Genomic DNA, 21,989 nt, shown 5'->3' with positions numbered 1-21,989 from the left:
GCGGGCGGGCTCCCACCGGTGCATCCGGGCGAGGGCCGCGAGGGGTTTGTCCCCGGCTTCGGTGGGGTTCTGTGGGCTCCGGTGGGTTCGGTGACCACCGGGCCGCGGCCGGTTCCGCTAGTAGCCGACGCGGAAGGTCGCGTCCTGGCGGTCCGTGGCCGTCGAGACGGGGTCGATGCGCAGGGCGTAGTTGGAGTGGCGGATGTAGCGGGTCGGGTTGTTGTACGAGCGGAAGGACGACCAGCTCGCGTCCGCGAGGCCCGCCGTACGGTGGAAGGTGGCGTCCGCCGCGAACGTCGACGTGCCGTCGTTGACGTCCAGCCGCAGCTCGTAGTTGTAGTGCCGCAGGTAGCGGGTGGGGAAGTTGACCGACTGGAAGGAGACCCCGGAGCTGTCGGCGAGGCCGGGGACCAGCTTCCAGAGGGAGTCCAGGTACGGGTCGAAGGGGTACTGGTCGATACGGCCGGCGTAGTTGGCGTGGCGGACGTAACGGGCCGGGAAGTTGTAGGACTTGAGCCGGTTCCAGGTGGGGGCGCCCCATTTCGCGAGGAGGTTGTCGTACTCGGTGGACGTGATCGTCGCGATGCCGCAGTGCTTGGAGTTCACCGGCTGGGTGTAGGTCTTCTGGTCGAGCGCGGTCCAGGTGCCCGAGGACAGGTCGGAGGACTGCCAGGCGTAGAAGACGCCGTTGGGGGTGTAGGTGTCTCCCCACAGGAACCAGTTGTTGGACGTCAGGGACTTCACGATGGTCGGCGCCTCGGTGCCGCCGTGGGCGACGCCGGTGCTGAACTCGGTGAAGCTGCCCGGGTCGAGGGAGGTCGACCGGGCGGCGACGAGGGTCTGGTTCTTCTTGAAGAAGAGGTAGTTGACGCCGTTGACGCCCACGGCCATGTTGCCGTCGATGACGTCGTAGCCGGGGTCGAAGAAGACCTGCGGGGCGGAGGCGGTGACGAAGTCGCGGGTGTAGTTGACCATGATCACGTTGTGGCCGCTGCTGTTCACCGAGGAGTAGATGACCGCGTACTGGCCCCGGCCCGCGTCCCAGAACGCCTCGGGCGCCCAGCTGTGGGTGGTCATGTCGTGCAGCTTCAGCCGCCGGTAGCCGGTGAAGGTGCGCAGGTCGGCGGAGTCCCAGACGTGGATGTACTGGCTGTTGTAGCTCCAATCGGTGCCCTTGAGGTCGGTGGCGAGGACGACGAACGTGCCGTCCTGCTTGCGCAGCAGGAACGGGTCGCGCAGGCCGAGCGCGCCCGCCGTGGGAGTGGCCACGGGGTTGTTCTGGTTCAGCGGCGTCCAGTTGAGCCCGTCCGGGCTGACGGCGAGGTGCAGGCCGTAGTCGGTGCCGGTGCCGAGGGTGGTCGACTCGGTGAAGTAGCACATCACGTACGCCGAGTCCGCGGCATGCGCGGTCCCGGCGCCCAGCGTCAGCGCGCCGGACACGGCCAGCGGGGCGGCGGCGGTCATGCCCAGGAACAGACGACGGGAGGGGAGGGGGCGGGAGGTCATGCCGGCTCCAAAGGGGGTGCGGGGGCCCTCGGAAGGGTCGTGAAGTGGGAGAACGGACACGGCTATTCGGTATATCGAACATGGTTCGGTGAATCGGTCAGAAGGTAGACCTTGACCATGTGCGCGTCAATGACTTCGCGCGGGTCCCCGCGGGTTCACAGGAAGCGGGCTCCGATGGCGCCAGGACGACCGGTCCCCGCTCGTGAGACGGCCGTGGAGGACCGCGGCCGACCCCGTGCCGACGCCGGCTAGGCCGGCGTCCTCCGGTCGACGATCATGACCGCCCGACACCGCCCCGTGGGCCGTGACATCGTGGTGTCATGACCATCGAGGTGCGCCCGGCTTCGGTCTTCGCGGACGTCCGGGCCCTGCTCGGCCCGAAGAAGCCGGGGGCGAACGTCTGCTGGTGCCTGAGCTACCGGATCCCGTCCAAGCTCAACAACGAGCTGCGCGGCCCGGCGCGCGGGGAGTACGTCGCCGAGCTGTGCCGCGCCGACCCGCCTCCGGGTGTCGTCGCCTACGACGGTGACGAGCCGGTCGGCTGGGCCGCCGTCGCCCCGCGCTCGGCCACCTCCTTCGCGCGCAGCCGCACGATCCCGCACGTCGACGATCTGCCGGTCTGGTCCCTGTGGTGCGTCCGGGTCCGCCCCGGCCGCCGCAAGCAGGGCATCTCCCACGCCCTCATCGCCGGCGCGGTCGAATTCGCCCGCGCCCACGGCGCCCCCGCCGTCGAGGCCTACCCCCTCGACAACGGCGACGCCCAGGTCGACCTGACCATGGCCTACGCCGGACTCCGCAAGAACTTCGAGCGGGCCGGCTTCGTGCACGCCGCCGACACCACGTCGGTGCTGGCCGGCCACCCCCGCGTCCTGATGCGGCTCGACCTGCGTCCGTAGGCGCCGGGGCCGGTCCCTGGACCGTCTGCCACGCCCGGCTCACGGGAGCGGCTGCTCCCATCGCGGCGATCGCTACGGCGAGAACGAGTTCGGCCCTGGATGGGGGAGTCCAGGTGGCCGGGGGGAAATACCGCGCTCAATACTCCTTGCAGGAGTCATGCGCCACGCTTCAGCCCTCGTTCGTCCACCCATCTGAGGGTGCGTCAGCATAAAGTGCGGCAATGGAGATCCGTGTTTCTCGATCGGCCGCGATTTCCCTGTGCCATTCAGCCGGTCGCCGCACGACAGGAAAGGCATGAGAATGTCACGCTTGGCGCATTCGGCGCTGCAACTAGTCCGTCCGGGCCTGGCCGCGATCGCCGCCGGCGCGGCCGTCGTGACCGCCGTACTGCTCCCGTCGTCGGCGGCCGCCGTACCGTCCGCACCCCGTGCGGCGGACGCCGGACCCGCCGCCCCCGGCGCGGCCGACGCGCCGTCCGGCATCAGCCGTCTGTCGGACAAGTGGACGACGCCCTGGGGCATCTCCTTCCTGCCGGACGGCACGGCGGCGCTGGTGACCGAGCGCAACACCGGAGAGGTCTACAAGGCCGGCGTCGACGGCTCCCGACAGCGGGTCGGCGCGGTGCCGTACTCCGTGTGGAGCCTGGAGACCCAGGACAAGGGCGGGCTGCTGGGCGTCGCCGTGTCCCCGACCTGGAACGGCGTCACGGACCAGGCCGTGTTCTTCATGCAGACCACGGCCGTCGACAACCGTGTCGTCAGGATGGACTTCGACGGGAGGTCCCTCAGCGGCTACACCCCCGTCCTCACCGGCATCCGCCGGGACACCCAGCACAACGGCGGCCACCTCGCCTTCGGCCCCGACGGCTACCTGTACGTCACCACCGGCGACGCGCTACAGCCCAGGCTCGCCCAGGACAAGGACTCGCTCAACGGGAAGATCCTGCGCATCACCCGGACCGGCGCCGCCGCGCCCGGCAACCCCTTCGGCAACCACGTCTACAGCTACGGCCACCGCAACCCCGAGGGCCTGGCCTGGGACGAGCGGGGCAGGCTGTGGGAGACCGAGATCGGCGAGTCCACCTGGGACGAGCTCAACCTCATCGACCCCGGCGCCAACTACGGCTGGCCCACGTGCGAAGGCTTCTGCTCCACCCCGGGCATGACCGACCCCAAGCGGGTCTGGAACCCGGCCGAGGGAGGCGTGCCCGCCCAGCTCGCGGTCGTCGACGACGTCATCTACACCTCGACGCTGCGCGGCCGGCGGCTGTGGCGGCTGCCGATCGACGACACCGGCGAGGACGTCGGCACGGGGAAGTCGTACTACAAAGGCGACTACGGCCGGCTGCGGGCGCTCGTCAAGGTCCCCGGCGCCGACGAGCTCTGGCTGGGCACGAGCGACCGAGGCACCGGCAAGGACCTCATCCTCAAGATCACCCTCGACTGAACCCGCCCCGGCTCGCCCCGGGCGCCTCCGTCAGCAGGATGGGGCAGTCCGGGTGGCCCGCGCGAAATCCGCGTCCAATACTCCTCTCAGGAGTCAGGTGCCACCGCTCGCCCCTCGTCGCCCGTCCTTTTCTCCTCGCCTTTTTGAGGACGCGTCATGAGGCGTGCGGTGACCGGCGCCTCCTCCTTCGCTTCGAATGCGCCGACGGATTCTCCTCACGGAATTCAGCCGGTCGCCCTCCACGACACGAAAGGCCGCAGAATGTCACGCTTGGCGCATTCGGCGCTGCATGGGCTCCGCCCGGGCAGAGCCGCGCTCGCTGCCGCCACCGCCCTCCTCGGCACCTGTGTCCTCCAGCCGACGGCCTCGGCCGCGGTCACGGAGCACACCGCCTCCCGGGCGGCGGACATCGACACGAGCACCCGGGCCTACCGCGGCGCCCCGGTGGGAGCCTCCGTCCTCTCCGACAAGTGGACCAGACCGTGGGCCATCTCCTTCCTGCCCGACGGGAAGAAGGCGCTGGTCACCGAGCGCCGCACCTCGGAGGTGTGGGTCCAGTCCCGCGACGGGTCCAAGAAGAAGGCGGGCAAGGTCCCGCACACCGTCGCCGACGACGCCGACCCCGCGGTGGGCAGCGGCGGGCTGCTGGGCGTCGCCCCCTCACCCACCTGGAACGGCACCACGGACCGGAACGTCTTCTTCGTCCACACGGTCGCCCACGAGACCCGGGTCGCGAAGATGCAGTTCGACGGCGCCTCGCTCAGCGGGTACACCGTCGTGCTCGGCGGCATCGCCCGCGGCGGCGACCACAACGGCGGCAAGATCGCCTTCGGCCCCGACGGCTACCTGTACGTCGCCACCGGCGACGCCCTCAAGCCGTCCCTCGCGCAGAACAAGAACTCGCTCAACGGGAAGGTCCTGCGCATCACCAAGAGCGGTGCCGCCGCCCCCGGCAACCCCTTCGGCAACCGCGTCTACAGCTACGGCCACCGCAACCCGCAGGGCCTGGCCTGGGACGCGCGGGGCAGGCTGTGGGAGACCGAGATCGGCGACTCCGCCTGGGACGAGCTCAACCTCATCAGCGCCGGCGCCAACTACGGCTGGCCCATGTGCGAGGGATCCTGCTCCACCGCGGGTATGACCAACCCCAAACACGTCTGGAAACCCGCCTCGGGAGGCGTGCCCGCCCAGCTCGCCGTCGTCGACGACGTCGTGTACGTCTCGACACTGCGCGGCCAGCGGCTGTGGGCGCTGCCCATCGACGGCACCGGCAAGGACGTCGGCACCGCGAAGGCCTACTACAACGGCGCCTACGGCCGGCTGCGGGCCCTCACCAAGGTCCCCGGCGCCGACGAGCTCTGGCTGGGCAGCACCGACCGCGGCGACGACAGGGACCGGATCCTCAAGATCACCGTCAACTGACCTCCTTCCCCGCCCCCTCCGCACGACGGGGTGAACCCACCTCCCCCGAAAGGAAGGTACGCACCATGACCGAAACCACCGAGCAGGCGCAGCACCCGGCCGCGACCACCGCGGAGCAGACCGACGGCGCCGTCTGGCAGACGCCCGGGTACACCGTCGTCGACACCGCGCTGGAGGTCACCGCCTACTCCCTCTCCACCCGCTAGTCCGCCGCCATGCTGCTGCAGGTGCTCGGCACCGCGGCCGGCGGCGGCATCCCGCAGTGGAACTGCGCGTGCCCCGGCTGCTCCGGGGCACGCGCGCATCCCGAGCGCCGCCGCCGTCACGCCTCGCTCGCGGTCCGCGCCCAAGAGGGCCGCTGGTACCTCGTCAACGCGACGCCCGACATCGGTGACCAGATCGAGGCCCACCCGGCACTCCACCCGGGCCCCGGGCCCCGGCACACCCCGATCGCCGGAGTCGTCCTCACCGACGCCGAACTCGACCACACTCTGGGCATCGCACGTCTGCGCGAGGCGGACCGCCTGGAGATCCACGCCACCGAGCCGGTCCGGCGGGCCCTCGACGAACGTCTGCGCCTCGGCGCGATCCTGGGCCCCTACACCGACCTGACCTGGCGGGACCTGCCCTGCCACGGCGCACGGCCCCTGCACGGCGACCCCGACGACCCCCCGGACCACGGTCTGAGGATCAGCGCCGTCCCCGTGTCGACGAAGCGCCCCCGGTACGCCGTCGACGCCCCCGAGGACGACGCCTGGGTGGTGGCCCTGCGCCTGTACGACCAGGCCACCGGCCGGGTCGCGCTCTATGCCCCCGCCGTCGCCGCCTGGTCCGACGCGCTGCACCGCGCCGCCGCCGAGGCCGACTGCGTCATCGTCGACGGCACCTTCTGGGACGAGGAGGAACCACGCCGTACCGGCATCTCCTCCCGCACCGCCACCGGCATGGGCCATCTGCCCATCGACGGCCCGGGCGGCACCGCCGGCATCCTCGCCACGCTGTCCGCGCGCTGCCTCTACACACACCTCAACAACACGAACCCCCTCGTCGACCCCGCCGCGGCACAGCACAAGCGGCTCGCCCGACTGGGCCTCGAGGTGGCCGACGACGAGATGGTGATCGAGCTGTGACCACGACACTCGCCCCCCTGACGGAACCCTGGAGCGCCACCGAGTTCGAGGCCCGACTGCGCGCGGTGGGCCAGGAGCGCTACCACGACCGCCACCCCTTCAACGTCCGTATGCACGAGGGCGACCTCAGCCCGGCGGAGGTACGCCGCTGGATCGCCAACCGCTTCCACTACCAGCGCCACATCCCCGTCAAGGACGCGCTGATCACCGCGAAGCTGGACTCCCCGAACCTGCGGCGCACCTGGCTGCGGCGGATCGAGGACCACGACGGGCGCGGCGAGGGCGAAGGCGGCATCGAGCGCTGGCTGCGACTCGGCGAGGCCGCCGGCCTGGACCGCGCGAGCCTGCTCAGGGGTGACTTCGTCCTGCCGGGCGTACGGCTGGCCGTGGAGGGGTACGTCAATTTCTGCCGCCTGCGCCCGCCGCTGGAGGCCGTCGCGGCGTCGCTCACCGAACTGACCGCTCCGGACCTGATGAGCCGGCGCATCGACGCCTTCGAACGCCACTACTCCTGGATCGCTCCGTCCGGACTGGAGTACTTCCGCGCCCGCGTCGAGCAGGGCCGGCGCGACAGCGGCGAGGCCCTCGCGCTCGTCCTGGGCTGGGCCCGCACCCGCGATGAGCAGGAGCGGGCCCTGGCCGCGCTGTCGTTCAAGTGCGACGTGCTGTGGGCCCTGCTCGACGCCGTGCAGCAGGCCGGGGAACAGGCCCCGCCCGACGCGGCGGACCGGGCCGGGACGGCGGACCGGGTGGAGGCGGCGGACCCCGCCGACGGGGAGGGCCGGTCCGCCCTGCCGAGCCGCACCGGACGACGCACCCGGACCGACCGGCCGGTGGTGGACAGCCGGCCGTGGCGCAACGGCCGGCCCGAGCGGGTCGGCCCGCCGCCGCTGGACGGCCGGCCCTGGCGCAGCATCCGACGGGGGCCGATGTGACCGCCGAGCCCAGTGTGAGCGCTGAGCCGATCGTGACGGCGCCGCCGCACGACGAGCCGGCGCCGCCGGACGGCACGGGGGGCCCAGAGGAGTGGCGCCCCGCCCTCGCCCCCGCCCTGATGCTGCGGCACGACCGCGTGCGCGGCACGGACCTGCTGGTCCTGCCCGAACGGGTCGTCGTCCTCCAGGGACACGCCGGCCGGATCGTCGGACTGTGCGACGGCACCCGAACCCTGCGCGGGATCGTCGACGAGCTGGCCGGCCGCCACCCCGGCGCCCCGGTGGCCACCGAGGTCCCCGCGTTCCTCCACCGCCTGCGCCAGGAGGGCTGGCTCGAGTGACCACGCACACCCCTCCCTGGGCCCTGCTCGCCGAACTCACCCACGCCTGCCCCCTCCACTGCCCCTACTGCTCCAACCCCCTGGAACTGGCCCGCCGCTCGGGCGAACTCGGCACCGACGAGTGGACCGACGTACTGCGCCAGGCCGCCGCGCTGGGCGTCGTGCACACCCACCTCTCCGGTGGCGAGCCGCTGCTGCGCCCGGACCTGGAGCAGATCGTCGCCGCCGCCGAGGCCGCCGGGATCTACACCCAGCTCGTCACGAGCGGCACCGGTCTGGACGAGGCCCGGCTGACCGCGCTGTGCGGGGCGGGGCTGCGCAGCGTGCAGCTCTCCGTCCAGCACGCGGATCCCGAGGCCAACGACCGTATCGCCGGACGCCGGTCGTCCTTCGCCGCCAAGGAGCGGGCCGCGGCCCTCGTCCGCCGGGCCGGTCTTCCCCTCGGCCTCAACGTGGTGCTGCACCGCGACAACCTCGACGCCGTCGACGCCGTCGTCGAACTGGGCGTCGCCTGGGGCGTGGACCGCATCGAGCTGGCCAACACCCAGTTCTACGGCTGGGGTCTGCTCAACCGCGCCGCCCTGCTGCCCACCAGGGACCAGCTGGCGCGCGCCCGGGACACCGTCGAACGCCTGCGGGAGCGGCTCGCCGGCCGTGTCGACCTCGTCTGGGTCGTCCCCGACTACTTCGACGGCGTCGCCAAGCCCTGCATGGGCGGCTGGGGAGCGGTCTCGCTCACCGTCGCACCCGACGGCACGGTCCTGCCCTGCCCGGCGGCCGCCTCCCTGCCGGACCTGGACGCGCCCAACGTGCGCGACCGTCCACTCGACTGGATCTGGCGGCACTCCCCGGCCTTCGACCGCTTCCGCGGCACCGACTGGATGACCGGCCCCTGCGGCGGCTGCCCGCGCCGCGAGGAGGACTTCGGCGGCTGCCGCTGCCAGGCGTACGCCCTCACCGGCGACGCCGCCCGCACCGACCCGGCGTGCGCGCTCTCCCCCGACCACCACCTCGTCCGCGCCCTCACCGCCGACCGCCCCGCGGGGGATCCGCCCCCGTACGTCTACCGCCGCCCCGGAGCCGTACCGGCGCCGTGACCCTCCGGGGAGGAGCCGCTCGGGGCGGAGCCACCGTCCCGGGCGGCCAGCGCCTGCTCCAGTCGCCGGATGTGGTAGTACTGCACCCGCGTGGTGCGCTGGAGGGCCATGACCGCGGAGAGGAACTGATCCATCTCGGCGGCCCGGGTGAGGATGTCGTCGGGTACGTGCTCGTCCCGCAGACAGGCTTCCGCGTCCTGGGAGAGCACGGCGTGCGCCCAGCCACGGGTGATCGGCTTGAACAGGGTCGGGTGGTTGGCCACGATCCGCGCCCGGATCGCCAGGTCGTTCTCGGCGGCTTCCAGATGCAGTCCGGTGTCCTTGTTGCGGGCCCCGAACAGCGGCTCGTGGATGTGGTGGGCGTCGAAGCCGTGCTCCACGCAGCCGATCCAGAAGTCCCAGTCCTCCCCGGCCCGCATGGTCTCGTCGTACCCGCCCACGGTCTGCCATGCCTCACGCCGGTACAGCGAGCAGTAGAACATGATCAGTCGCTGGAGCAGCAGCTCTCGGCTGTAGGCGGGCAGGGGCATCGCCTGCGGCGGCAGGTCGTCGTCGGTGAAGGTGAAGACATCGGTGGAGGCGATGGCGATGCCGGGGTCGCGGTCGAGTACCTCGACGGTCTTCTCCAGCATCGTGGGGGCGATCACGTCGTCCGCGTCCAGCGGAAGGACGTAACGGCCGGCGCAGGCCTTGATGCCGGTGTTGCGCGCGGCGGAGACCCCGGCATTGGCCTGTCGGAGCAGGCTGATGCGCCGGTCGGGATGGCGGGCGATCAGGTCCTGGGCCACCTGGACGGTGTCGTCGGTGCTGCCGTCGTCGACGATGACGAGCTCCCAGTCGCGAAACGTCTGGGCGAGGACGCTGGAGACCGCCTCGGGCAGATAGCGGGCGTAGTCGTGGCAGGGGATGACCACCGAGACCGCGGGGTCGGAACTGTGGGGCATGCGCCGTCTTTCGCGTCGGGGGGATTGGGAGAGGAGGGAGAGGAGGGAGAGGAGGGAGAGGAGGGAGAGGAGGGAGAGGAGGGAGAGGAGGGAGAGGAGCAAGCGGGGTGCGGCCGGCCTCGATTCCGCGGCGTCGGGCGCCGACGCCCCCCCGGCCCTGTCAGAGGGCCACGTCGCGGCGGACCGGCCGGGTCACGTGCTAGGCGACGCCCGGCCGACGCCCATGGTCGTGGTCGTGGACCTGGTAGTGACCGTGGTCGTGGTGCTCCTGGTGGTGCCCGTAGTCACAGACGATGACGTTGCTCACCGGCGTGCAGCAGTGCGAGTAGTCGGTGATGGTCATGTTGGCCAGGGGCGTGCAGCAGTGCCCGTAGTCGGTGATGGTGACGTTCCCCATCGGGGTGCAGGGGTTTCCGTCCGCGGAGACGAGGGCGACGTCGCCGTCTATCGACTGGCCCTGGTGCGCGTAGCGGGCCGACGCGGTCAGCGGCTCCGAGCCGGCGGCGGCCGCGTACGCCGCCTCCGCGGTGCTGAGCAGACCGGCGGTGGCCAGCGCGGCGGGCAGGGCCAGGGAGGACATGACACGGGCTTTCACGGTGAGGCCTTTCTCGGGGGATCGGGGGTACTGCCCGCTGCGGCCGGTGAACTCGCACGGCAGGGGACAGCAGAACCACCGTAGGCTTCCCGTCACGCCAGGTGCCCGGACGATTACTCCATGTGGTGGACCTGTGTCGTCAGCTCCGTGGCGTGCCGCGGGTGCAGCACCTCCAGGTCGGGCAGCGCCCAGCAGGCGGTGCCCATGTCCTGGGCCATCGCGGCCAGCCCCTCCGTCTCGATGAGCTGCCGGTACGGGAAGGAGGGGAAGACCAGGCCGTCCCGGTGGAGGTCGGCGCGGACCAGCAGCGCCGTGCCGCCGACCGAGTCGACGCGCACCAGCCCTCGGCCGCGCAGCTCGTCGAGGTACGTCCGGCCGAACCCCTTGGGAGGCTGCAGAATCCCGTCGCGCAGCCACCGGGACCAGTTGAGGGTGCCGGCCCCGGGATGCAGCACGAAGGTGTTGAGATCGAACGTGGGCCCACCCGGCGAGGCGGCGCAGTGCGGGACGACGATGTCCTTGCCCGCCCCGAGCAGGCGCTGGACCAGGTCGGCCGGGTATCCGGTGACGTCCACGTCCAGCCACAGCACCCACTCCTCGTCGGCGAGGGCCCGGAAGAGCAGCTGGTTGCGCACCTTGGCCAGCGCCGAGCGCCGCCGGCGCTGGATGCCCGGCTCCCAGCGGGGTCCGTCCAGCTGGAGGCCGACGTCACGGTGGACGAGGGTGACCCGCCGGTACTCCGCCTCCAGCTCGGGCAGGACCTGCCGCAGCAGCTCCGGCGTCTCGTCCGTGCTGTCGCCCTCCAGCAGGCCCAGGGAGATCGCCTCACGCGGGTAGTCCAGGGCGCGGAGGTTCTCCAGATGGCCCGGCAGGAACGCCGCCGCGTCCTTGAGCGGTGTGAGCACCAGGATCCGGGGCCGCTCGCTCGCCGGGCCCGGCGCGGGGTGGGGGACCGTCGGTGACTCGCGCTCACGGTCCCGGGCGGCGGCGGGCCCGGTCTCGGCGTGCGCGATGTCCCGCGGCCCGAGCGGCAGCCGGGTCGCCATGGCGAGCAACCGCTCGGCGTAGGCGCCGGGTTCGGACCAGATCTCGGTCGCCACGTCGAAGTGCTCCGCGAAATGGGCCTCGGCGAACGTGTTGCCGCCGTGACACACGTACGTGTACAGCTCGGGGGCGTCGACCGACACGACCCGGTGGCTGCGGACCAGCTCCTCCGCCACCGGGGTGTCCTCGCCCCGGCGCAGCGCCGGGTAGCGCGGGAGGCGGTCCTTGGCGCACACCATCGACCCCTCCCACAGCCGGGCGCAGGAGATCGCGAGCCGGTGGCGGGCGGGCCACCACAGCCGTTCGCGGGCCAGGAAGCAGGCGTCGGTGCCGAGCGCGAGGAGCGCCGCCATCTGCGTCTCGACGCGCTCCGGGTCGTACAGGTCGTCGTCGTCCCACTGGCACACGTACGGCCCGGTGGCCCGGTCCACCGCCTCGTTGCGCAGTTCGCCCAGCGTCCGCCCCTCCGCCGGGAGCCGGTGATGGCGGATCCTCGGGTCGTCCAGTTCGCGAAGGTGCTCCTCGAGGGCGTCGTCCGTGCCGTCCTCCACGACGACCAGTTCCAGGGCCGGATAGGTCTGAGCGCGGAAGCAGGCGATCGCGCGGCGGGCCGTCGACGAGCGGTCCTTCGTCACCATCAGGCAGGACACCGTCGGTGTGGGCGCGCCCGAGGCCCAGCGGTGGCGCTGCGCGTCCAGGTTGAGCAGGCCGTCGGCGACCGGGTGCAGCTCCTGGCTCGCCCAGAACGGGAACCGTCTGCCGGCCGACGGCCGCACCGGCCGTGGGACCTCGCGCACCCAGCTGCCGGACCAGTGGTGCACGGCGTACGCCCGCCCGTGGTCGGCCTCCTGAGGGCCGAACAGCTCGGTCGCGTACGGGCTCACCTCGGGATACAGAACCTCCGGCTCCAGGACCGTGACCGTGTCGGGCTCCGGGGCGCTGTCGACCGCCCGGGTGAGGAAGAAGGGGCCGGTGACGTCCAGCGCGCCGGGCATGCGGTGGGCGCCGACCAACTCCCGGTGCACATGGGCCCAGAAGGGGTGGCCCGGCCGGGACGCGATGAACGCGTTGCCGACGATGCGGTCGAGTCCGCGCCGGCGGGCCAGCAGCAGACGCGTGTGCGCGTGCGGCTCACAGCCGAGGACGAGTTCGCGCCCGTCCAGGATCGCGTCGACCGGCCTCAGGCACTCGAAGTCCATGTCGACGTACAGCCCGCCGAAATGGTCGAGCAGGAAATAGCGGATCGCGTCGGCCCGCATGATCGGTTCCGGATAGCCGTCGTACACCGGCAGGAACCACGGGTAGTGCTCCTGGAGGAACGCGCGGTTGTCCGAGTCGGTCCACAAGCGGTATCCCCAGCCCGGATGATGACGGCGCCACGACTCGGCCCATTCCTTCCAGTGGGCGGGTACGTCGGTGTCTTTCCAGGTCTGGTGGATCAGGGCGGGAATCTGCTTCGGCGTCCGCATTCACGCAGTATGCCGATCCGATCGACCGGGAGGATTTCCGGTGGGATCCGTCGGCGGAACATTCACCCGGGCGGCTGGCGGGCCGGGGCCCGGGGAGGCTCGCACCCCCCGGGCCCCCGCCCGACGCCGTTCGTGGCCGGAAGTCAGGCCGAGGGCGCCCCGGTGAGGACCTCCACACGGCCGGTGTCGAGCGAGTAGTAGGCGCTGACGACGGCCAGCCCGCCCTTCTTGATCAGCGGGGCGAGCGCCTTGTTGGCCCGCAGGTCCTCGGCGGTCTGCTCGGCGTGGATGCGGATCATGGCGTCGACGGGGTCGTCGGTGCTCTTCTTCAGGGTCGCCCGGTACGCCGGCCGCAGGGCCTGCGCGACGGACGGCAGGGTGCCGGGCAGTTCCTTGCCGTCACGGAGCGACTCGTACGCCGCCTTGATGGCGCCGCAGCGCTGGTGGCCGAGCACCACCACGAGCGGGGTCCCGGACGTCAGCGGACCGTACTCGGCGGAACCGGTGACCACGGGGCTGACCACCTGCCCGCCGGTGCGCAGCACGAACAGGTCGCCGAGCCCGGTGTCGAAGACCAGCTCCGGCGGCACCCGGGAGTCGATGCACGACAGGACCACGCCGTAGGGGGTCTGCTTCTCGGCGACGGCCTTGCGCCGGGCGGGGTCCTGGTCGGGGTGGCGCAAGGTACCGGCGACCCAGCGGGCGTTGCCCTCCATCAGTCTCGCGAACGCCGTCGACGGCGAGTCCGGCCGGGGGCCGGCGGCCGGCGCGGGAGTCTTCTTCGCCGCCCCCGCGACCACCGTCTTCTCCGCGGCCGTGTCGTCCGACGCGGACGAGCAGCCCGTGATCAGGGCCGCGCCGGCCACCAGCCCTCCGGTCAGAATCGCCCTGCGCTGCGGGTGCCCGGCTATACCCATGGATCTCTCCCCTTTTCCACTGCGTCCTTCGCTCGGGCACCTGATCGGAGCCCGTGATTCCACTGTGGTGAGGGGCCGGTTAGCGCCCGTACAGCGGTGATCAAGCGGAAAAGAAAGACCGGTCCAATTGACGCAAAGTGCGGGTTTCCTGACGCCGGGTTACCGTGCGTCCGGCCGAGTTCCGTACCCGCGGCGTGCGGGTGGAGCGGCGGTTGTCGCCGGGGGAGCGCCGGGCGACGCCGGCCCGCTTCCCCGTCTCGACTGTGGCCTCAGCCATGGGAGTCACATGTCAGCCGTTCGCCGGGAGGACGTCCAACTGCCGCTGTGCCGGCGGCACTCCGTATTCGACGGACGGGAGGCCGTGTGGGCCGCCCTCACCGGGGCGGCGCGGCGGCCGTACGGGCCGGATGGCGTGGGCCGAGGAAGACGGTGAGGCCCTGGCCCTCCGGGGAAGGGTGCGTGGCCTGGGTCCAGCCCTGGCTGCGATAGAAGGCGATGGCCCGGGGTGCCCGGGCCGATGTGAGCAGCCAGACGCGCCCTTCGGGGGCGTCGGCGGTGACGGCCTGGAGGAGAGCGGCGGCGAGGCCGGTGCCCCGGGCGGCGGGGTGGACGGCCATCTCGTCGATCTCCCGGGCGCCGCACAGCCACCGCAGGGTGCGCTCGGCGCCCAGGCCGGCGGCGGCCTGCGGGTAACAGCGGTCGGTGGGGAAGGGGGTGCGGGTGGTCCAGGCGGTGGCGAAGCCCACGACGTCCGCGCCCGCGAAGGCGAGGGCGGCGGTGAAGCCCGGCCGCCGCACGTCCGCGGCCAGCCGTGCCACGAACGCCGACGCCTTCTCCGCGTCCTCGTTCCAGGGCGGTGCGCCGAAGGCCTCGGCGTACACGGAGCGCAGCGCGGCGGTGTGCGTCAGCAGGTCCTCGCCGGCGAAGAGGCGGATGTCCGTGCGCCCCATCGAAGCCTCCACGCGACCGCCCCTCTCTGCGATGCACCAGCTATTGCAAGTATCTTGCAATAAGTGGGCGGTGTTGGGTACCCCCGGAGCTGTGCGAGGGCTCGACGGTCAGGAGCCGCCGGCGTCGGTGCCGACGACGCGCCGGAGCCGGGACCGGTGCCGCGGTCCCGGCTCCGTGTGCGGCGCGCCTTACCCGCTGTGCACGATCTGGATCAGGTTGCCGCAGGTGTCGTCGAGGACCGCGGTGGTGATCGTGCCCGTCTCCAGCGGCTCCTGGAGGAAGCGCACCCCGGACGCGCGCAGCCGGTCGAACTCCACGCGTACGTCGTCCACGGCGAAGGAGGCGGCCGGGATGCCGTCCTCGACCAGCGCCGTCTTGTACGGCTGCACCGCGGGATGGCCCGAGGGTTCGAGCAGCAGCTCGGTTCCGTCGGGGTCCTCCGGTGAGACCACGGTCAGCCACCGGTCCGCACCCATCGGGACATCGTGCTTCTTCACGAAGCCCAGCAGATCGGTGTAGAAGCGCAGGGCCTTCTCCTGGTCGTCGACGAAGACGCTGGTGAGGTGGATCCTCATGGGTGCTCTCCGGTGCATCGGGGCGGAGCCATCGGGGCACGATCGCTCCGGGGGGTTCGGTCAAGCGGCGGCCGAGAGGCAGCTCGCCCATCAAGCTAGGCGCTCCCGCCTCGCCCGGGCGACGGGACGCGCCCTGGTGGAGAGCGCGTCGGCCGCAACGGCCGCCAGTGCCGCCTCTGCCACACCGGCGCGGTCCGCCGTCACCCCCTGGCGTCCCGGCCGGGGCGCCGTGAGTCGTGCTGCCCCGCCGGGCCGGCGGTCGCCCTCAGCACAGCGGCACACCCCCGCGGGAACCCGTCGCCGTCGGCGGCCCGTTCGTCATGAACACCAAGGGCAGAATGCTCGCATGACCCTCCACTGCGCTGTGCTGGACGACTACCAGGGCGCGGCCCTGACCCTGGCGGACTGGAGCCCCCTGGACGGCGAGGTCGAGGTGCGCACGCTCCGCGAGAACATCACCGACCGGGACAGGCTCGCCGCCGAACTCGCCGACTACGAGATCGTCGTGGCCATGCGGGAGCGCACCCCCTTCGACGCCGACCTCCTGCGTCGCCTGCCCCGGCTGCGCCTGCTGGTGACCACCGGCATGCGCAACGCCTCCATCGACCTCGCCGCGGCGGCCGCCCAGGGGGTGACCGTCTGCGGCACGGCGAGCAGTTCCACCCCACCCGTCGAACTGACCTGGGCGCTCCTCCTCGGCCTCGCCCGGAACCTCACCACCGAGAACCGGGCCCTGCGCGAAGGCGGCCCCTGGCAGTCCACCGTCGGCCAGGATCTGCACGGCCGCACGCTCGGTCTGCTCGGACTCGGCAAGATCGGCACCCGGGTGGCCCGCGTCGCCACCGCCTTCGGGATGGAGGTCCTCGCCTGGAGCGAGCACCTCACCGCCGAGCGGGCGGCCGACGCCGGAGCCCGGCTCGCCGACAGCAAGGAGGAGGTGCTGCGCCGCAGCGACTTCGTCTCCCTGCACCTCGTCCTGTCCGACCGCACCCGAGGCCTGCTCGGCGAGCCGGAACTGCGTGCCATGCCCGCCCACGCCTACCTGGTCAACACCTCCCGCGCCGCCATCGTCGACCGGCCGGCACTCCTGCGCGCCCTGCGCGAGGGCTGGATCGCCGGCGCGGGACTCGACGTCTTCGACACCGAGCCGCTCCCCGCCGACGACCCGCTGCGCACCCTGCCGAACGTGCTGGCCACGCCGCACCTCGGCTACGTCACCGAGCAGAACTACCGCACCTTCTACACACAGGCGGTGGAGGACATCACCGCCTTCCTCGCCGGCACCCCCGTCCGACGGCTCACGAGCGGCTGAGCCCGCCCTGTCACGTCCCCGTCGGCGCTCCGAACGGCAGCGACGCGTTGGCGCGCAGATGTTCCCTCAGCCACTGCTCGGTGTTGCTCACGTGCAGCAGCGCGGCGGCCTGGCTGAGGGCGGCGTCGCGTTGGGACAGCGCCCTGAAGATCGCCTCGTGTTCGGCCAGGGTCCGGCCTGAGGCCTGGTCGTCGACGAGACCGCGCCAGATGCGGGCGCGCAGGGTGCGGCCGGAGACCCCCTCCAGGAGCGTGAGGAGGGTCTCGTTGCCCGTGGCCGAGATGACGGCGCGGTGGAAGGCGGCGTCGTGGGCGTTGAGCCGCTCCACATCGTCGCGGGCCTCCCGCATCGCGTCCAGATGCCGTTTCACCTCGGCCAGTTGGACGTCGGAGATCCGGGTGGCGGCCAGCGCCGTCGCGATCGGTTCGAGAAGGCGCCGTACCTCCATCAGGTCCTGGAGGGCGGCGTCGCCCTGGAGCAGCTCCACCGCGCCGCCGAGCCCCTCCAGCAGCAGGCTCGGTTGCAGGCTGGTCACGTAGGTGCCGTCGCCCCGCCGCACCTCGAGGACGCGTGCGACGGCCAGCGCCTTGACCGCTTCGCGGGCGAGGTTGCGGGACAGGCCCAGCTGGGCGGCGAGGTCCGGCTCCGGCGGGAGCTTCGAGCCGGGCGGCAGCGCCCCGGTGCGGATCAGCTCCCGGATCTGCTCGATGGCCTTGTCCGTCAGGGACACCGCGACCCCCTTTCCCGAGTGTTCGCCCTGGGCCCGTCGGCCCTGATCAGTCCTTGGCAGCGGAGATCGTCCCAGAGGCCTTCGGGGATGGGCTGATGGTGGAGTTCCACGTTCCGCCTGACCTGCTCCGGATCTCGCATACCGAGGGTGACATCGATGATAGGGGGATGGGCGTTCGGGGAGGCGAACGCGGCGGCCGGCCGGGTCGTACCGTGCGCCCCGCGGACCTCGGCGATCGCCCGGGCGCGGGCGACCAGCGTCGGGGAAGCCACCGTACGGCCAGCACGGACACGGCAGGCCTCTCGACGGGCGACCGACTTCTTCCGCCCCACGGATCGAACGCGAAGGATCCGGGCACCGATGGGATGGACAGGACATCGGAGTGCCGGGCGACCACGTCCGGCATCACCACGCCCAGGACGAGAGGAAGACGATGGTCCCACCGGAGCGGGAACCGAAGGCGGAACCTCAACTGATCGGCATACCCGCCGAGTCCACCGCGGGCGAGACCAGGGTGGCGGCGACACCTGCCACCGTGGCCGGATTCGTCCGGCTCGGATACCGCGTGGTCCTCGAGCCGGGAGCGGGAGAGGCGTCCCGCTTCTCGGACACGGCCTACGAGGAGGCGGGAGCCCGGCTCGGCGACCCCTGGCGGGCGGAGATCGTACTGAAGGTCAACGGCCCGTCGAGCGAGGAGATCGGCCGGCTGCGCGACGGAGCGACCCTGATCGCGCTCATCGGCCCGGCGCTCCACCCCGAACTGGTCGAGGAGCTGGCGCGGCGGCCGATCACCGTCCTCGCCATGGACGCCGTCCCGCGCATCTCGCGCGCCCAGTCCCTGGACGTCCTCAGCTCGATGGCGAACATCGCCGGATACCGGGCCGTGGTCGAGGCCGCGCACGCCTTCGGCCGCTTCTTCACCGGTCAGGTGACCGCCGCGGGCAAGGTGCCGCCCGCCAAGGTGCTGGTGGCCGGCGCGGGAGTGGCCGGGCTCGCGGCGATCGGCGCGGCGCGCAGTCTCGGCGCCGTGGTCCGCGCCACCGACCCCCGGCCCGAGGTCGCCGAGCAGGTGCGCTCGCTGGGCGGGGAGTTCCTCGTGGTGCGGCCCGAGCAGGACGAACCGGAGGTCAGCACCGACGGTTACGCCAAGGCCACCTCGGACGACTACAACCGGCTCGCCGCGCGGCTGTACGCCGAGCAGGCCGCCGACGTCGACATCGTCATCACCACCGCCCTCGTCCCCGGCAGACCGGCGCCGAAGCTGATCACCGCCCAGGACGTCGCACGGATGAAGCCCGGCAGCGTGATCGTCGACATGGCCGCCGCCCAGGGCGGCAACGTCGAGGGAACGGTCGCCGGAAAGGCGGTCGTCACCGACAACGACGTGACGATCATCGGCTACACGGACCTGCCCGGCAGGCTCCCGGCGCAGGCGTCGCAGCTGTACGGCACCAACCTCGTCAACCTGCTGAAGCTGCTCACCCCCGGCAAGGACGGCCGGCTCGTCCTCGACTTCGACGACGTGGTGCAGCGGTCGATGACGGTGGTCCGCGACGGCGAGAAGACCTGGCCGCCGCCACCGGTTCGGGTGTCCGCGACGCCCGCCCCCGGCCCGGCCACGGAACCCACCACGCCCGCCGAGGCATCGGCGGTGCCCACCCGCTCCACCACCCGCTCCCCGCGGTCCGCGTACGCGCTCGTCGGCGCCGGAGCGCTCGCGCTCTTCCTGGTGACCGCCTTCTCACCGCCTCAGCTCATCAGCCACGTCACGGTCTTCGTCCTGGCGATCGTCATCGGCTTCTACGTCATCGGCCATGTGCACCACGCGCTGCACACCCCGCTGATGTCGGTCACCAACGCGATCTCCGGGATCGTCGTGGTCGGCGCGCTGCTGCAGATCGGGCGGGGAGACACCGCGGTCACCGCGCTGTCGTTCGCCGCGATCCTGCTGGCGAGCATCAACATCTTCGGCGGATTCGCCGTCACCCGCCGCATGCTCGGCATGTTCTCGAAGGGCTGATCACGGATGACCACCGCCACGGCCGCAGAAGCCGCCTACGTCGTCGCCGCGCTGCTCTTCGTCCTCAGTCTCGCCGGACTCTCGCACCACCGGACCTCCCGCTCGGGAGTCGTCTGGGGCATCGCGGGCATGGTCATCGCGACGGCCGCCACCATCGGGCTCGCCTCCCGCAGCATCACCGCCACCGGTCTCGTGCTGATCGCCGTCGCCACGGCGGTGGGCGCGGGCATCGGACTGTGGCGGGCCCGGGTCGTCGAGATGACCGGCATGCCGGAGCTGATCGCCATCATGCACAGCCTCGTCGGCCTCGCCGCCGCGCTCGTCGGCTGGAACGGCTACCTCGACGTCGAGGCCGGCGCTCACGCGGGTCAGGAACTCACCGGCTCGCTGCTGCGCATCCACCACGCCGAGGTGTTCATCGGCGTGTTCATCGGCGCCGTCACCTTCACCGGCTCGGTCGTCGCCTATCTGAAGCTGTCGGCGCGGATCGAGTCCCGCCCGCTCACGCTGCCCGGCAAGCACGCCCTCAACCTCGGCGCGCTCGTCGGGTTCGTCGCGCTCACCGTCGCGTTCGTGGCGCGCCCCCACATGGGGCTGCTCGTCGCGGTCACCGTGCTGGCGCTCGCCCTCGGCGCGCATCTGGTCGCCTCCATCGGCGGTGGTGACATGCCGGTGGTCGTGTCGATGCTCAACAGCTACTCCGGCTGGGCCGCGGCGGCTTCGGGCTTCCTGCTCGCCAACAACCTGCTGATCGTCACCGGCGCGCTGGTCGGCTCCTCCGGCGCCTACCTGTCGTACATCATGTGCAAGGCGATGAACCGCTCCTTCCTCTCGGTGATCGCGGGTGGCTTCGGCGCCCCGGCGGTGACGGGCGACGACAGCGACCACGGGGAGCACCGGGAGATCAGCGCGCAGGACACCGCGGAGCTGCTGCGCGACGCCTCCTCGGTGATCATCACCCCGGGCTACGGCATGGCGGTCGCCCAGGCCCAGTACCCGGTCGCGGAGCTGGCGCGCAAGCTGCGCGAGCGGGGCGTCGAGGTGCGCTTCGGCATCCACCCCGTCGCCGGCCGGCTCCCCGGGCACATGAACGTGCTGCTCGCCGAGGCCAGCGTGCCGTACGACATCGTCCTCGAAATGGACGAGATCAACGCCGACTTCGCCGCCACCTCCGTCGTCTTGGTCATCGGCGCCAACGACACCGTCAACCCGGCCGCCGCCGAGGACCCGGCCAGCCCCATCGCCGGGATGCCGGTGCTGCACGTCTGGGAGGCGGCCCACGTCGTCGTCTTCAAGCGCTCCATGGCCGCCGGATACGCGGGCGTGCAGAATCCGCTGTTCTTCCGGGAGAACAGCCGGATGCTCTTCGGTGACGCCAAGCAGCGGGTCGAGGACATCCTGCGCAGCCTCGACGCCACCGACGCGCCGGCCCCGGCCACCGTCGGCACGGCCCGGTAGCCCCTTTCCCTGGCGGTGCCGCGCAGGCGGCTCCGGGACGCTGCCGGGGCTCCTTGACGTCCGACCGGCCGGCAAGGAGCCCCGGCGGCCCTTTCTCGTGACGGCCGTCGCCCTGCCCGGGAAGTCCCAGGCCACCAGCTGCCGCCGCTCCGGCCCCTCGACGACGGGACGCGCCGGGGCGCACGTGAGGTGCGCTGCCCTACGGCTGCGGGGAGCGGGAGGTGACCGCGCGGCGGAGTGCGTCGCGGCAGGCCAGGACGGCGGGGTGCCGGCTGCGGCCCTGCCGCACGACGGTGAAGATGCGGCGCGTGCGCCGCCCGTGGGGGAGTCGCCGCAGGGCGACGGTCGGGGGCTGTCCGTTCCAGACGAGGTCGGGGAGGAAGGCCGCCGCGTGTTTCTGCTCGACGAGGCGCTGGTGGAGCAGGAGGTCGGTGGTCTCGAACCGTACGTCGGGTTCGAAGCCGGCGGTGCGGCACAGGGTCACGGCCCAGTGCCGGGCGGCGGTGCCCTCGGGTTCCATCACCCAGGGGTGGTCCGCCAGTGAGCGCAGGTCGGCCATCGGGGCTGTGCCGTCCGAACCGTCGACCGGCTCCGGCAGCGCGAGGTGCAGGGGGTCGTCGAGCAGGTCCTCCTGTTCGAGTCCGGCGGGCCGCGGATTGGGGTTGCCGGGGTACTCCTCGGCGAGGACGAGGTCGAAGTCGCGGGCCTGGAGAGCGGGCAGTGCCTTCTCAGGTTCCATCTGCGTGACGTGGACGCGCAGACGCGGGTGCTGGTCACGCAGCAGGCCGAGCGCGGTCGGAATCAGGGCCAGGGCGGCCGTCTGGAACGAGGCGACGCGCAGGGTGCCGGTCAGGTCGGTCAGGGAGGCGGCGATGTCCGCCTCTGCGCGTTCCAGGCGTTCGAGCACCGCTTCGGCGTGGGCGACGAGGATCTCGGCCTGCGCGGTGAGCCTCACCCGCCGTCCGACCGGCTCCAGGAGCGGGACGCCGACCTCGGCCTCCAGCTGGGACAGCTGCTGGGAGACGGAGGAGGGGGCGTAGGAGAGCGCGGCGGCGACGGCCGCCAGGGTGCCGCGGTGCTTGAGCTCCCGGAGCAGACGCAGTCGGTGCAGATCGAACATGGGCGGCCCGCTCTCCTCACCCCCGCGGAGCGACCGCCGCACCCGTCCCGGCGCGTCAATGCTCGGATTTTCCGATGGGT

The 21,989-nt window shown here is 72.1% G+C and carries 19 protein-coding genes and 1 pseudogene; 11 read left to right on the top strand and 9 right to left on the bottom strand.

Features of this window, described 5'->3' with window-relative positions; all coding sequences use genetic code 11:
- Positions 1-117: 117 nt before the first annotated feature.
- Positions 118-1,506: a glycoside hydrolase family 43 protein gene (locus ALMP_RS09345; RefSeq protein WP_264925814.1), complete on the bottom strand. Its 1,389-nt coding sequence runs from the start codon at positions 1,504-1,506 to the stop codon at positions 118-120.
- Positions 1,507-1,826: 320 nt separating this feature from the next.
- Here ALMP_RS09345 and ALMP_RS09340 point away from each other — a divergent pair, with 320 nt between their 5' ends.
- The 8 genes and pseudogenes from ALMP_RS09340 (at position 1,827) to pqqE (ending at position 8,774) form a co-directional block, all read left to right on the top strand.
- Positions 1,827-2,402 (top strand): GNAT family N-acetyltransferase, encoded by a 576-nt coding sequence (locus ALMP_RS09340; protein WP_264925813.1) that lies wholly within the window; start codon positions 1,827-1,829, stop codon positions 2,400-2,402.
- A 310-nt stretch (positions 2,403-2,712) separates the two neighbouring features.
- On the top strand, positions 2,713-3,849 hold the full coding sequence (locus ALMP_RS09335) for a sorbosone dehydrogenase family protein (protein ID WP_264925812.1): 1,137 nt from the start codon (positions 2,713-2,715) through the stop codon (positions 3,847-3,849).
- Positions 3,850-4,119: 270 nt separating this feature from the next.
- Positions 4,120-5,271: a sorbosone dehydrogenase family protein gene (locus tag ALMP_RS09330; RefSeq protein ID WP_264925811.1), complete on the top strand. Its 1,152-nt coding sequence runs from the start codon at positions 4,120-4,122 to the stop codon at positions 5,269-5,271.
- 65 nt (positions 5,272-5,336) lie between these two features.
- Complete coding sequence (gene pqqA, locus ALMP_RS09325; protein WP_264925810.1) at positions 5,337-5,477, top strand: pyrroloquinoline quinone precursor peptide PqqA; 141 nt, start codon at positions 5,337-5,339, stop codon at positions 5,475-5,477.
- 9 nt (positions 5,478-5,486) lie between these two features.
- Complete coding sequence (gene pqqB / locus ALMP_RS09320) at positions 5,487-6,401, top strand: pyrroloquinoline quinone biosynthesis protein PqqB (protein WP_264925809.1); 915 nt, start codon at positions 5,487-5,489, stop codon at positions 6,399-6,401.
- Positions 6,398-7,114 (top strand): annotated as a pseudogene (gene pqqC, locus ALMP_RS09315) (pyrroloquinoline-quinone synthase PqqC); the annotation flags it as partial. The gene pqqB and the pseudogene pqqC, both read left to right, overlap by 4 nt.
- 341 nt (positions 7,115-7,455) lie before the next feature.
- The gene (gene pqqD, locus ALMP_RS09310) at positions 7,456-7,677 is read left to right on the top strand and encodes a pyrroloquinoline quinone biosynthesis peptide chaperone PqqD (RefSeq protein WP_264925951.1); all 222 of its coding nucleotides are present in this window, start codon (positions 7,456-7,458) and stop codon (positions 7,675-7,677) included.
- Positions 7,674-8,774 carry a pyrroloquinoline quinone biosynthesis protein PqqE gene (gene pqqE, locus ALMP_RS09305; RefSeq protein ID WP_264925808.1) on the top strand — a complete coding sequence of 367 codons (1,101 nt, stop codon included), beginning with the start codon at positions 7,674-7,676 and terminating at the stop codon, positions 8,772-8,774. Before pqqD ends, pqqE begins: the two co-directional genes overlap by 4 nt.
- On the opposite strand, the gene ALMP_RS09300 is transcribed toward pqqE, so the two are convergent.
- From ALMP_RS09300 to ALMP_RS09275, 6 genes are all read right to left on the bottom strand, one after another.
- Positions 8,741-9,718 (bottom strand): glycosyltransferase family A protein, encoded by a 978-nt coding sequence (locus tag ALMP_RS09300; protein ID WP_264925807.1) that lies wholly within the window; start codon positions 9,716-9,718, stop codon positions 8,741-8,743. The genes pqqE and ALMP_RS09300 overlap by 34 nt on opposite strands.
- A 199-nt stretch (positions 9,719-9,917) precedes the next feature.
- Positions 9,918-10,313 (bottom strand): hypothetical protein, encoded by a 396-nt coding sequence (locus ALMP_RS09295; protein ID WP_264925806.1) that lies wholly within the window; start codon positions 10,311-10,313, stop codon positions 9,918-9,920.
- 113 nt (positions 10,314-10,426) lie between these two features.
- Positions 10,427-12,826, bottom strand: a complete 2,400-nt coding sequence (locus ALMP_RS09290; protein ID WP_264925805.1) for a glycosyltransferase — start codon at positions 12,824-12,826, stop codon at positions 10,427-10,429.
- Between the two features lie 143 nt (positions 12,827-12,969).
- The gene (locus ALMP_RS09285; protein WP_264925804.1) at positions 12,970-13,743 is read right to left on the bottom strand and encodes a carbonic anhydrase; all 774 of its coding nucleotides are present in this window, start codon (positions 13,741-13,743) and stop codon (positions 12,970-12,972) included.
- A gap of 374 nt (positions 13,744-14,117) precedes the next feature.
- The gene (locus tag ALMP_RS09280; protein WP_264925803.1) at positions 14,118-14,693 is read right to left on the bottom strand and encodes a GNAT family N-acetyltransferase; all 576 of its coding nucleotides are present in this window, start codon (positions 14,691-14,693) and stop codon (positions 14,118-14,120) included.
- A 189-nt stretch (positions 14,694-14,882) separates the two neighbouring features.
- The gene (locus ALMP_RS09275) at positions 14,883-15,269 is read right to left on the bottom strand and encodes a VOC family protein (RefSeq protein ID WP_264925802.1); all 387 of its coding nucleotides are present in this window, start codon (positions 15,267-15,269) and stop codon (positions 14,883-14,885) included.
- Between the two features lie 346 nt (positions 15,270-15,615).
- Here ALMP_RS09275 and ALMP_RS09270 point away from each other — a divergent pair, with 346 nt between their 5' ends.
- The gene (locus ALMP_RS09270; RefSeq protein ID WP_264925801.1) at positions 15,616-16,581 is read left to right on the top strand and encodes a D-2-hydroxyacid dehydrogenase family protein; all 966 of its coding nucleotides are present in this window, start codon (positions 15,616-15,618) and stop codon (positions 16,579-16,581) included.
- Positions 16,582-16,591: 10 nt separating this feature from the next.
- Here ALMP_RS09270 and ALMP_RS09265 read toward each other — a convergent pair whose 3' ends face one another.
- On the bottom strand, positions 16,592-17,311 hold the full coding sequence (locus tag ALMP_RS09265; RefSeq protein WP_264925800.1) for a FadR/GntR family transcriptional regulator: 720 nt from the start codon (positions 17,309-17,311) through the stop codon (positions 16,592-16,594).
- 433 nt (positions 17,312-17,744) lie between these two features.
- On the opposite strand from ALMP_RS09265, the gene ALMP_RS09255 reads away from it, so the two are divergent.
- Together ALMP_RS09255 and pntB are read left to right on the top strand one after the other, a co-directional pair.
- On the top strand, positions 17,745-19,331 hold the full coding sequence (locus ALMP_RS09255) for a Re/Si-specific NAD(P)(+) transhydrogenase subunit alpha (RefSeq protein ID WP_264925799.1): 1,587 nt from the start codon (positions 17,745-17,747) through the stop codon (positions 19,329-19,331).
- A gap of 6 nt (positions 19,332-19,337) precedes the next feature.
- Complete coding sequence (pntB, locus tag ALMP_RS09250) at positions 19,338-20,789, top strand: Re/Si-specific NAD(P)(+) transhydrogenase subunit beta (protein WP_264925798.1); 1,452 nt, start codon at positions 19,338-19,340, stop codon at positions 20,787-20,789.
- Positions 20,790-20,988: 199 nt separating this feature from the next.
- Here pntB and ALMP_RS09245 read toward each other — a convergent pair whose 3' ends face one another.
- The gene (locus ALMP_RS09245) at positions 20,989-21,909 is read right to left on the bottom strand and encodes a LysR family transcriptional regulator (RefSeq protein WP_264925797.1); all 921 of its coding nucleotides are present in this window, start codon (positions 21,907-21,909) and stop codon (positions 20,989-20,991) included.
- Positions 21,910-21,989: the final 80 nt, after the last annotated feature.

This window comes from Streptomyces sp. A012304 (assembly GCF_026008495.1).
In the GTDB taxonomy this organism is placed as follows: Bacteria; Actinomycetota; Actinomycetes; order Streptomycetales; family Streptomycetaceae; genus Streptomyces.
This window is presented reverse-complemented; position numbering and strand designations above follow the sequence as displayed.